Here is a 10,452-nt window from a genome sequence, read left to right as displayed (position 1 = left end):
CGGGCACCTCGATGTCGATAGCCTCGGCCGCCGCGGAGTCAACCGCGTCGGCGCCGACCGCAATCACCGTGTAGAAGTACGTCTGACCCGCCTCAACCGAGGCATCCGTGAACTCCGTCTGCGTCAGCGCCGTCTCCCCGCTGAGCGCAACCCCGCTCGTCGACACCTCCGCCGAATCACCACGGAACACCAGGTACCCGTCGGCACCAGCAACGGCATCCCACGACAGGTCTACGGAGACACCATCGGCACCCAGCACCGCCGACAAGCCCGTGGGCGCGTCCAACTGCACAGGCTCCGGAACCTCCACTTGCTGTACCGGTGCACCCGCGGAGGACGTCATGTCTTCCGCGACGGCCACGACCGTGTAGAAGTACGTCTGCCCTGCCTCAACCGTGGAGTCGACAAATGCCGTGTCCTCAAGCGGCGTGGCCCCATTGAGCGGAGTCGCTGAGGTATCAACATCTTCGCTGGTACCGCGGTAGACGTTGTAGCCGTCGGCATCGGCCACCGAGTCCCACGCGAGCTCTACCGACGCGTTGTCGGCACCCAGCTGCGCGGCAAAGCCCGCCGGTGCGTCCAGCGGCGCCGGCTCGAGTTCGTAAACCTCGACAAACGAGATCTTGGTGTTGATGCCTGCAGGCGCCACGGTCAGGCGCCCATCGGACACCTCAACCTCGACCACGCCTTGCTCGAAGTACAACGGTGCCTCTCCATCAAACTCATCGATGGCCACGGTGTCCTCGACGAGCACGCTGTGCAGGCTGTCAAAGTTGCCGTTGCTCGTGTCACCGCTGGCGACCACCACGTGATAGCGGCCGTCCGGTACCTCGAGTTCCCAAGCGCCCTCTACGCCGACCACACCGTTGGTGCCCGGCGCCACGTCCTCCGTCGATTGGCCGTACTGCATGTGCATCAGGGAGGTCAGGCGGGCATCCGTGATGCCGTCCAGGGTGGTCCGCACGCGGCTATTGGTGGAGAGGTCGACGGGCTCCCCGCCATCGAGGTTCACCCAGCCAACGCCGTCTGCGAATGCAGAGCCGTCATCCTTTGTGTACCCCTCGGCGGCGTCGCCGTTCGTGAAGTCAAACTTGTCCACCACGTCGCCTGCAGGTGGCGGGGTCGTCGCACCCGTCGTGGCCGCGGCGGACACGTTGCCAGCAGAGTCCACCGCGTGCACGGCGTACTCCCACTGTTGTCCCACAAAGACGCGGGAGTCGGTGAACGCCGGCTCGGTCAACAAGTCTGAGCCGCTGACCAAGTTGGCGGAGGTAGGCTCTGGCGCCGATCCGGCACGGTACACGCGGTAGCCGGCCACATCGCTGTCGCCTGGGGCTGTCCACGTCAAGGCTGTCTGTGAGGTAGTCGCGTCCGCGGTGAGCGATCCGGGGGCGGCCGGCGGCGTCGCATCAAGCTCCGTCACTGAGAAGTCGTCGAATGCGAACAACACACTGCCGGTGTCGCTCATGTTGCGTCGCGTGGCGAACACTCCGGCCATGCCGGTCACGCCCGCGTCAGTAAGCACGGGCGGAAGCAAGCTGCCGTCGACGAAGTTGGCGGGCAGAGGCACCTCTCCAAGGTCGGTGACGGGGCCGTCGCCGACCTTGTAGGTAGCGGATGCGGTGCCACTGTTCGCGTCGATCGTGAGCCCGAGCGTCACTGCAGTGCCGCCGGCGATGGTGAGGCCGGTGACGGTGCGCTGATCCGGGCTACCGCTCGCCGTGTTGGTCGCGCCACCCACCTCTCGCGACAGCTGAATTTGCCTGGTAGTACCGGTGTCGCCAATCACCACGAGCTTCAGGTAGTTGTCGTCGTTCGGACCCAACCAGAGCCCGCCCTGCGCGAAGCCCTGAGCGCCGCCAGGAACGCGAACCGTGGTGCTCAACTCAAGCTTGGCGTCCGCGGACGCCAGGGGCACACCGAGAGTGTTGTCTTGAGCGTTCTTCGACACATTGGTGCCGCTGGAGCCATAGACATCGAACGCGATGCCCTTGGTGGCGTCGATCGTCAGCGCACCTGATCCGACGGAGAGGCGTTCGGGGAGGAAGTAGTGGGGCGTCTCGGACGCCGGGAACTCGGTGGTCGAGGGTTGCACGAGCGTGAACCCGGTGTCTTCGCCCGCGCCGTCATGGAGGCCGTCGGTGGCGCCGTCAAACGACAACGCCACGGTGTTGTCCGCCACGAGTTGCCCCGTCGGCAATGGCGAGTAGACGGACGGCCACGTCGAGACGTCGTCGGAATAGTCGTACTCGTGCGCGGATGCGGAGGGGACCACTGCGGTCACCAGCAACGCTGCGGCTGCTGCCGTAGCGCCTGCAGACAGCGCGAACCTCCCCCGCCTGGAATCGCGTTTTGCCGCCCGGTTCACGTCGCTGTACCCCATGTCAAGCACCCCTCGGTCGCCTCGTGTAAATCTCCACAGCACCAGGGTTGCCAGCCAGGAACTACCGAAGCTTCCGGGCCGAACCACCCTCTTGACGGCAAATAAACTGCGCCGCCGACACTCGGTCATACGTGTGACGAAAGTCACAGACGCTGTGACTTTCGTCACAGTAGCGCACCGTGTCGCGGGATATCAAGGGAAACTTCCAACAAATTATCTGACCTGCGGAAGGGGTCGCTGAAAACCGACTGCGGGGCCGCACAGACGGCAGTCATGGTTGGTGCAGAAAATAGCCCGGCGGGTCGCACAGAATGCAGCGAAATACGAGCGCAGCGCTTCCACGGGTATTGATGGACGGCACAGTCCCGTGCTTTCGGCAAGCTCGACACCGCTGGTCGCGGGCGCTCTCCGGTACGCGCGGCAGCGGCGCAGTGACTACTCGACGACGGCCACGTGGACACAGAAGCGCCGGGGAATTGAGCCAAGGCAGAAGCGGCGCAACGCCGGAAACATGGGCCCTGAACAGGGAAAACACTCGCGTTGCGACACCTGGCGGAGTCCGGCCGCGCGCCGACGCTCCGCTGCCCCGGGCATGGCCGTCCGACCCTCACGCGAGCCTGGCTTGACTTCACGCCCCCGCGGCCATCGGCGCCCCGCCACGTAGAACTGCCGACGGATTCCGCGTGCGCAAAGGCGACGCCGCCAGACGCTCACCGGCGATTGGCGGGAGCGGAAATCGCGTGCCCGTCGACGCTAAATTGCGCTGGGTGAATAAAAGCTAAATCCCATTCGGGCAGCTCGATAATGCACTCGCCTTAGTGTCACAAATGGGACATAACGGACCGCAGGTCCACGATCGTGAGTCGGACCGATGCGCCGGGCGGGCGAGGGGGCGGGCCGTGCAGCGGGAGGGCGACGACGGCGGATAGGAAGACGTCTGGCAAAAGAGAAACGTCCCGGCAGTCTCTCAACTGCCGGGACGTCTCGGTGGAGCCGCCTAAGGGAATCGAACCCTTGACCTATTCATTACGAGTGAATAGAACGCTATGCTTGGAGAGTGCCACAGCGGCGATTTACCTGCGCTTTCGTGTGGCTAGCGATAGCCTACTATGGCTATCAATGGCTAGCAGGATGGCTAGCAGAGAGGCGGCGAGAATGAGCAAGGGCAACCCCAGGGCAAAAGGCACCGGATCGGTCCATTATGACGAGCGCCGAAAGCGCTGGATCGGAACGCTCGAGGCGGGCTGGACCGAGCGTGGCACGCGCCGGCGCCTCACCGTGAGCGCGCGCACCGAACGCGAGGCCAAGGCCAAGCTCAAGGACAAAGAGCGCGAAGTCCTCATGTCGGGCGCACCAGAAGAGGGCACGCGCGCAGGGCTCACCGTGAAGGCGTGGGCCGACAGGTGGATTCCGCGCCAGGAGCGCGACCTCAGACCCTCGGCATTCAACGCGACGCGGTCCCAGGTCGTTAACTGGATCGTGCCGACCATCGGCCACAAGCGCCTCGACCGGCTCTCCCCCGCCGACGTGCGCTCAGTCTCGACCGCGATGGACTCAAAGGGCAAGGCGACCTCAAGCATCCGGCGTGCACACGGTGAACTGATCCGCATGCTCAAAGACGCCCATGCTGACGGGCACCACGTTCCCGACCGCGCCCGCGGCGTGGAGTTCGGGAGGGGCGGCAAGGCCGTTGCCGTCAGCACACGCGACGCGATCCCAGCGGCAGAGATGGACGCGCTCATTGCCACGCTCGCCACCGCTGACGACCGGGCGCGGTGGCTACTCGCACTCCGCGCCGGTGTGCGACCCGCTGAGGCGCGCGGCCTGCGCTGGTCGAGCGTGGACCTCGAACGCGGGCTCATCGTGCTGGACTGGCAACTCAAGCCCCTGCCCTACAAGGTGGCGCGTGACCGATCCAGCGGCTTCCGCGTCCCGCGCGACTACGAGGCGATCAGACTGCACGACTCATTCCATCTCGTGCGCCCCAAGACTCGCAGCGGATGGCGGGTCGTGCCACTTGACGACGAACTCTGGGCCGCAATGAGCAGGTGGCGCGAGGTTGCGCCCACGTCCGACTATGACCTTGTGTTCCCCGGCAAGGGCGGCAGGGCACTCGACGACAAGATCGACCGCGCCGCGTGGTGGGCCAAGCTCGACCTCGCCGGACTGCCGCGCCGGGCGCTCTACACGGCCCGACACACCGCCGCCGTTGCGCTCAAGGCATCCGGTGCCGCCGACATGGACACTGCCGCGATCATGGGCCACTCCACCATCGCGTCAACGCAGGCCTACCTTCACGGCGATGTCGAGCGCGGCAGAGTGGCACTTGCGAGGGCGCGCAGTCCCCGGCTTTGAGTGTCAGTGCCCCGGGGTAGAACATTCCCAAGAGTGAAACAGAAACACCCTGGGGGAGCATTGGAACAGCAGTTGACCGACAATGAAGTCGCGAGCATGCCGCAAGGCGATCACATGCCCAGCATGGGAGAGGTTGCTAGATGGGCAGCCGCTCTGGATGTCGAGCCGTGGACCCTACTTGCCCGCCTGCTCGGCCTCGACGGTCGGCAGAGTCTCAACGTTGTCGAGTAGCCCAGCGGCTTCCATGCGGGCTACCGCTTCGGCCATCAACTTCGACGGGTCGGACCCGATGGCCACCGCAATCTTCACGAACGTCGGCGCGCGCATCACCTGCACGTTGCGGATCCAGCGCCCGGTTGTGCCCTCGGATGCACCGATGAGCGCATCAACGTCGGTGTACTTGAGGCGCGCCTGATAGATCGCGTCGTCTAGCACCTTCATGAAGTGTTCGTTCTCGGCCTTCTCGCGGGCCTTCCGGTCGTTCGTCATGGCTACCACAGTAATGGCGGCCACCCCGTTTATGTAGTGCGCGGGGCAAAATTGGTAGGACACGCGGATGTTTTCGTCTTGACGACTTACTTTTTCGTCTGCTAGGTTCAGACCATGGACATCACGGAGAAGGAGCCGACCCCCACGATTCGGGGCGAGCTCGGCAGGAGAAGGCTCGCAGCCGGGCGCCTTGCAGCAGCGGCTGAAATGAGCGACAAGACACTTCAGGGGCGCCTCAACGACCCCGACACGTTTCGCCTTGGCGAACTTGCTCGGATCGCGACTGCCCTGGACATCGAGCGCGGGTCACTTCTCGGCCCCTGGTTGAAAGAGTCCGAGAAGTGACCGCGCCGATCTCGTACACGCCCAAGACCGCAGCGGAAGCGACGGGCTACAGCGAGGACACGATCAAGAGGGCCATCCGCTCGGGCGACCTCAAGACGACAAGGCCACGCATCGAGGGCCGCGAGGTCGCGAAGGACTCAATCGACCCAGCAGACCTCAAGGCGTGGCTGGCAGGGGTCGCGCGATGAGTCGCCTGACGCTACGGGAACTCGCACCCAAGTTCCTCGAGTGGGGCATCCCGGGCTTCGACGAGATCAAGCCGGACCTGCCCTCAGGCAAGACCGAGGCTCACCTATGGCAGGCCGGCAGGTGCGGAATCTGCGGCACGCACGAACGCCAGGCGTCGAAGCGCCACGCGCTCGACCACGACCACGAGACGGGCCTAGTACGCGGCCTTCTCTGCACCGGGTGCAACCTCCAAGAGGGCTGGCAGCCGAACCACACCTTCGCCATGTGGCGGGGCGGCCTGAATCCGTGCGCGATTTTCGGGTGGCACTACCTCTACCGGGCCGGGCTCGCCCCACAGTCGCTCACGCTTGACGAGGCCGAGCGCCACCAGCGCCATGCGGCCATTCGCGAAGAGGCGCTGCAAGTCCAGATCGCCGCCGACATGAAGTCTTTCCACGATGCCATTGCGGGGCCGCTGTCATGACCCCCGCGGATCACCCGAAGGGCGTGCCGAGAAGGCCGCCGACCTGACCCACACCTACGTGAAGGAGATTCAGATGACCAGTCGTAAGGCACTGACCGCCGCACTGTTCGCCACGGCGCTGTTGCTGTGGGGCTCTGTGATCTGGCTGTTGATCGTCCTGGCCCTCACGTAGGCCCCCTAAGTGTCGGCCGTCGCGCATCCCGCCAAGAACCCGCGACGGCCTAGCGAAACCCACCGCATCTACCCCTTGAAGGAGCAGAAATGAGTACCGCTGTGCTTAATCGTAGTGACAGGAGAAGGCCCGAGGCGGCGAAAGCCGCCGCCGTCGAGGACTGGTCGCTTGTCAACCAGGTCCACGACGACCCTGCCCCGCTCGCATCCCTGCACCGTCGCGCCGTCGTCATGGCTGTGATCGCGTGCGCTATCGAGAACGACGACCGGGTGCACGCCTCCACGTTGCGCCCCTTGCTTCCCGAGGGCGTCAACGACCACCTCGTGGGCAACGTCATCAGCCACCTCGCGAAGGCCGGGATTCTTGGCGAGACGGGCCGCATGTTGCGCAGTGGAGACGCCCGCAACAGGAACTCCCGCCGCCGCCTCCCCGAGCGCATCGTCCTCGACTGGGACCGCCTGAAGGCGCAGGTGGCGTGATGAGCACCACAGCGCACGCCGCTCCGGCCCAGGGAGCCGCCGCATTCGCCGCAGGCAAGCGCGTCCGTGACGAGCAGATGCTCGCGAAGGCTGACGAGCTGGAGAAGTTCGCCAACGAGAACGCCGACATTGCCACCGAGCGCGACAGCCTGGGCCTCGATTCCGACCGCGCCTGGACCACGCACCACCAGCAGGTGCAGTTCGCGAAGTGGCTGCGTCAGGCGGTGGCCTCATGACCGCCGCCGACATCATCGGCTGGGCGTTCATCGTCGCCGGCGCCGTGTTCGCCGCGTGGTCCGTCGTGACGATGCTCAAGGGTCGCAAACTCCACGCACGCGGCCTGACGATCCACGGCGAGGTCCAGGATGCACGCGCCACCCGGTTTGCGATCACCGCGATTGGCATGGCCGCGCTGTCCCTGATGTTCGGGCTGGTGGCGTGATGAGCGACAACCTGAACATCGACGGCAAGGAACTCGTGATCGAGGTCGATCCTGGCGGGGGTTACGACTGGTCCGTGTTTGGCGTATTCGTTGACGCCAGTGGTCGCTACTTCACGGCGACGGACGCGGGATGCTCCTGCAACTCCCCGTGGGATACGGCTGACCACATCGACTTCGAGCCGGTCGCAGCAGTCTCAGATGCAGAACGGAAGGCCCGCGAGTGGGCGGGCAGTAGTCAGCCGGACCTAGAGGCCGTGGATCGCGCATTCCGTGGCTACGCGAGGCCGCAGTCATGAGCGACCTCACGACCTACCCCGAGCTGGAACAGCGCTCACTCGAGTGGTTCGATGCCCGTCGCGGCATCGTGACCGCATCGGCTGTCGGATCGCTGCTGACCACGACACTCAAGGTTGCCGACAACGAAACGTCGCGCTCATACCTGCGCACCCTCGTAGCCGAACGCATCACCGGACGCATCATCGAGACGCGCCAGACGGACGCGATGTTGACCGGCATCCTTGACGAGCCAATCGCCCGCGACATCTACCGCGAGCACTTCAACCCAGTCCGTGAGTTCGGATTCTTTGTCCGTGACCTTGGTAATGGCGCGAAGTTGGGCTACTCCCCTGACGGCCTCGTGGGTGGCGACGGGCTGGTTGAAATCAAGTCCGCGACCACGACGCCCAAGACGCAGATTGCCCGCGCACTGGGAGCGCCCGTCGAGCACGCCTACATGGCGCAGATGCAGGCCGGGATGCTCGTCACGGGCCGCAAGTGGTGCGACTTCGTTTCGTACTCCGGTGGCATGCCACTGCACGTCAAGCGCATCGAGGCTGACCCCGACTGGCACGGCGCGATTCTTGCCGCCGTCGACACCTTCGAAGAGCGCGCACAAGAAATGGAGCGCGCCTACTCGCTGGCAACTGAAGGTATGCCAGCCACCGAACTGATCGACCATTTCGAAACGCCGGAGTTGAAGCTATGAGGATCAAGGTAAAGCCGCGTTCGGACCAGTGGAACGCAGACGACTTCATTGGAGGCCCGCGAACCTTCACTGTCTCGCACGTCGTGGAGGGCGTGGCCGAGCAGCCGTACGACATCCACTTCTCAGACGGCGAGGGCAAGGCATGGAGGCCGCCAAACGGTGTCCTGACGCTGCTGATCGAGGCATGGACCGACGAGACATCCACTTGGAAGGGTCGCCGCGTCACCCTGTACCGCGACCCTGCCGTGAGGTTCGGCAAGGAGCAGCTTGGCGGGGTTCGCGTCTCGCACATGAGCGACCTTCCTGGGGGCAAGCCGTTCACGGCACATGTCACGGTGTCGCGAGGCAAGAAGGGGCCGATGACCGTCCAGCCCCTCACCGAACCTGTAAGTAATCCTGACAAGTTGCCCACCGTCACCCCCGAGCAGATCGCCGCGTGTGACGACCTGGCAGAACTCAAGGCGCTGTGGGAGTCGTCGAACAAGTCGGACGAGGTGTCGGCGCTGATCGGCGCACGCAAGGCCGAGATTGAGGCGGCCCAGTCATGAGCAAGTCACTTTGGGCAGTAAACACTCGTGGCGTCCACGCGGCAGAGATTGTCGGCGTCTACTCAAGCGAGGGGCTAGCCACCGCCAGGGCAGTCTCGCTAGACGCTGACTCCGACCAGTGGCACAGCTTCGAGGTTGTCGAGGTTGTCGTTGACGAGGACCGAGACTTCCCCGAACTTAGCGATCACCTAGGGACGATGCACCCTGACCAAAAGCGCAAGCCAACCAGGGTCGACGTGTTCCGCATTGGAGATGACGAGGCGGCCCAATCATGACCACCTTCACCCCCACCGAGCGTCGTCAGCTCGACCGTGACCGTTCCGCATATGTCGTGCATCACGGGGGCGGCTTTGCGGTCACGGATGGCTACACGACTGTTCCCGCGCACGACCTTGACGATGCCAAGCGCCGCGAGTTTGTCCACAACTATCTCGCCGGATTCCAGGTGTCGCGTGAACAGTTGCGCGACCCAATGCGGGCGGTGGCGTCATGAAGCGCGACGTCCTGATCACGTTCGCCCTGTTCGCGTTCGCGTTCGGCCTCACGGTCGCTGGCCTGTTCACCGATGGCGGCGCGTCCGCATGGTTGCACATCGCCGCCATCGTCCTCGCGGCCCTGGCCCTGTGCTGGTCCTGGCTCCAAGCCCTTGGCGAAGCGGACCGTCAGCGTCTGCGCGCCAACCACTACCTGCGCACGACTCGCACCCAAGCGCGCGAGTACAACCAGCTGCGCGCATTCACCGTCGCCCTGGGCGCATCCATGCATGAGGAGAGGAAGTCATGAGCAAGTTCACTAAGGAATCGCCGTTTGTGTTCATGGGTCGGCAGTATTGCCGAAGCGCCGCCGGCAACATCCTTGTCCGCAATGGCGGGCCTTGGCTCACTGTCCAGGGCACAACTGGGTACGAGATTGTCGCCTTCATCGAAGCCGAGCGCAACGAGTGGCACTGGACCAACGCCGACAAGGCGGAGGCGCGCAAGGGGCGTTGGTCCATGATTCTCACCGACTCAAACGGCGAGTCCAACACGTATAGCGCCGAGTGGACGCTGGCACACGCCGACTTTTCCGACACGTGCTGGCACCCTGGCGACCCGCATCGGATGGATGTTGGGGCCGTGTTCCAGTCGTTTCTCGATTGGAGCAATGCTCAGCAGCAGCCGGAAGAGCCGACCGGGTTGGGTGCCGTGGTTGAGGTCGAGGGCCGCAAGTACGTGCGCAACGTCAAGGCGCACGACCACGACGACGAGTACTGGCGCTACACGAACGGCCTGTTCTTCAGCTGGTCCGAACTCACCCAGCGCGGCCCCGTCACCGTCCTGTCCACGGGAGTCGAGTCATGAGCGACGCCCCTTGCAAGCACCCTGCCACGGACTCTTGGGACGACGGCGTGACGCGCTACTGCAGCTCTTGTGGCGCGGAGACCGGCTGGCTCGAACTTCAATCGCAAGAGTGGGTTGGCGGTCCTGTCCCTGACAGCGCAGTCGAGACCTTCGAGGGGTGGCAGCGATGAAGCACGCAAGCCGCACCCCGCGCAACACCTGGCCGTCGTGGATCGCGGTCGGTCTGGCGTTCGTGATCGTGGCGGCGCTCGTTTGGAGGGCC

General features: G+C 64.8%; 16 protein-coding genes, 1 tRNA gene and 1 pseudogene. 15 read left to right on the top strand and 3 right to left on the bottom strand.

Going from position 1 to position 10,452, the window contains the following annotated elements:
* Together AOP75_RS12635 and AOP75_RS07215 are read right to left on the bottom strand one after the other, a co-directional pair.
* Positions 1–2,383, bottom strand: a pseudogene (locus AOP75_RS12635) (hypothetical protein); the annotation flags it as partial.
* A 988-nt stretch (positions 2,384–3,371) separates the two neighbouring features.
* Positions 3,372–3,453, bottom strand: a tRNA-Thr gene (locus AOP75_RS07215).
* Between the two features lie 85 nt (positions 3,454–3,538).
* On the opposite strand from AOP75_RS07215, the gene AOP75_RS07210 reads away from it, so the two are divergent.
* A complete protein-coding gene (locus AOP75_RS07210; RefSeq protein WP_062077773.1) occupies positions 3,539–4,738 on the top strand; it encodes a tyrosine-type recombinase/integrase in 1,200 nt (399 codons plus the stop codon).
* Between the two features lie 174 nt (positions 4,739–4,912).
* Here AOP75_RS07210 and AOP75_RS07205 read toward each other — a convergent pair whose 3' ends face one another.
* Positions 4,913–5,227 (bottom strand): hypothetical protein, encoded by a 315-nt coding sequence (locus AOP75_RS07205; protein ID WP_062077771.1) that lies wholly within the window; start codon positions 5,225–5,227, stop codon positions 4,913–4,915.
* 114 nt (positions 5,228–5,341) lie between these two features.
* Here AOP75_RS07205 and AOP75_RS07200 point away from each other — a divergent pair, with 114 nt between their 5' ends.
* The 14 genes from AOP75_RS07200 to AOP75_RS12630 all read left to right on the top strand — a co-directional run bounded on the left by AOP75_RS07200 (position 5,342) and on the right by AOP75_RS12630 (position 10,360).
* The gene (locus AOP75_RS07200) at positions 5,342–5,572 is read left to right on the top strand and encodes a hypothetical protein (protein WP_062077769.1); all 231 of its coding nucleotides are present in this window, start codon (positions 5,342–5,344) and stop codon (positions 5,570–5,572) included.
* Positions 5,569–5,760, top strand: a complete 192-nt coding sequence (locus AOP75_RS07195; RefSeq protein ID WP_062077768.1) for a helix-turn-helix domain-containing protein — start codon at positions 5,569–5,571, stop codon at positions 5,758–5,760. Before AOP75_RS07200 ends, AOP75_RS07195 begins: the two co-directional genes overlap by 4 nt.
* On the top strand, positions 5,757–6,224 hold the full coding sequence (locus AOP75_RS07190) for an endonuclease domain-containing protein (protein WP_062077766.1): 468 nt from the start codon (positions 5,757–5,759) through the stop codon (positions 6,222–6,224). The genes AOP75_RS07195 and AOP75_RS07190 overlap by 4 nt, the downstream gene beginning before the upstream one ends.
* A 261-nt stretch (positions 6,225–6,485) precedes the next feature.
* A complete protein-coding gene (locus tag AOP75_RS07185; protein ID WP_062077764.1) occupies positions 6,486–6,875 on the top strand; it encodes a hypothetical protein in 390 nt (129 codons plus the stop codon).
* Entirely contained in the window at positions 6,875–7,111 is a 237-nt protein-coding gene (locus tag AOP75_RS07180; protein ID WP_062077762.1) for a hypothetical protein, read from the top strand. The genes AOP75_RS07185 and AOP75_RS07180 overlap by 1 nt, the downstream gene beginning before the upstream one ends.
* Entirely contained in the window at positions 7,108–7,317 is a 210-nt protein-coding gene (locus AOP75_RS07175; RefSeq protein WP_062077760.1) for a hypothetical protein, read from the top strand. Before AOP75_RS07180 ends, AOP75_RS07175 begins: the two co-directional genes overlap by 4 nt.
* Positions 7,317–7,613: a DUF7574 domain-containing protein gene (locus tag AOP75_RS07170; protein ID WP_062077758.1), complete on the top strand. Its 297-nt coding sequence runs from the start codon at positions 7,317–7,319 to the stop codon at positions 7,611–7,613. The genes AOP75_RS07175 and AOP75_RS07170 overlap by 1 nt, the downstream gene beginning before the upstream one ends.
* Positions 7,610–8,302, top strand: coding sequence for a lambda exonuclease family protein (locus AOP75_RS07165; protein ID WP_062077756.1), 693 nt, complete (start codon positions 7,610–7,612; stop codon positions 8,300–8,302). The genes AOP75_RS07170 and AOP75_RS07165 overlap by 4 nt, the downstream gene beginning before the upstream one ends.
* Positions 8,299–8,850 carry a hypothetical protein gene (locus AOP75_RS07160; RefSeq protein ID WP_062077754.1) on the top strand — a complete coding sequence of 184 codons (552 nt, stop codon included), beginning with the start codon at positions 8,299–8,301 and terminating at the stop codon, positions 8,848–8,850. Before AOP75_RS07165 ends, AOP75_RS07160 begins: the two co-directional genes overlap by 4 nt.
* Entirely contained in the window at positions 8,847–9,125 is a 279-nt protein-coding gene (locus AOP75_RS07155) for a hypothetical protein (protein WP_062077752.1), read from the top strand. The genes AOP75_RS07160 and AOP75_RS07155 overlap by 4 nt, the downstream gene beginning before the upstream one ends.
* Positions 9,122–9,343: a hypothetical protein gene (locus tag AOP75_RS07150; RefSeq protein ID WP_062077750.1), complete on the top strand. Its 222-nt coding sequence runs from the start codon at positions 9,122–9,124 to the stop codon at positions 9,341–9,343. The genes AOP75_RS07155 and AOP75_RS07150 overlap by 4 nt, the downstream gene beginning before the upstream one ends.
* Positions 9,340–9,633: a hypothetical protein gene (locus AOP75_RS07145; protein WP_062077748.1), complete on the top strand. Its 294-nt coding sequence runs from the start codon at positions 9,340–9,342 to the stop codon at positions 9,631–9,633. Before AOP75_RS07150 ends, AOP75_RS07145 begins: the two co-directional genes overlap by 4 nt.
* On the top strand, positions 9,630–10,190 hold the full coding sequence (locus AOP75_RS07140) for a hypothetical protein (protein WP_062077746.1): 561 nt from the start codon (positions 9,630–9,632) through the stop codon (positions 10,188–10,190). Before AOP75_RS07145 ends, AOP75_RS07140 begins: the two co-directional genes overlap by 4 nt.
* Positions 10,187–10,360 carry a hypothetical protein gene (locus tag AOP75_RS12630; protein WP_161794552.1) on the top strand — a complete coding sequence of 58 codons (174 nt, stop codon included), beginning with the start codon at positions 10,187–10,189 and terminating at the stop codon, positions 10,358–10,360. The genes AOP75_RS07140 and AOP75_RS12630 overlap by 4 nt, the downstream gene beginning before the upstream one ends.
* The last annotated feature ends 92 nt before the right edge of the window (positions 10,361–10,452 follow it).

This window comes from Demequina globuliformis (genome assembly GCF_000975155.1).
In the GTDB taxonomy this organism is placed as follows: Bacteria; Actinomycetota; Actinomycetes; order Actinomycetales; family Demequinaceae; genus Demequina; species Demequina globuliformis.
The sequence above is the reverse complement of the archived record's forward strand: the minus strand, read 5'-3'. Positions and strand labels throughout refer to the sequence as shown.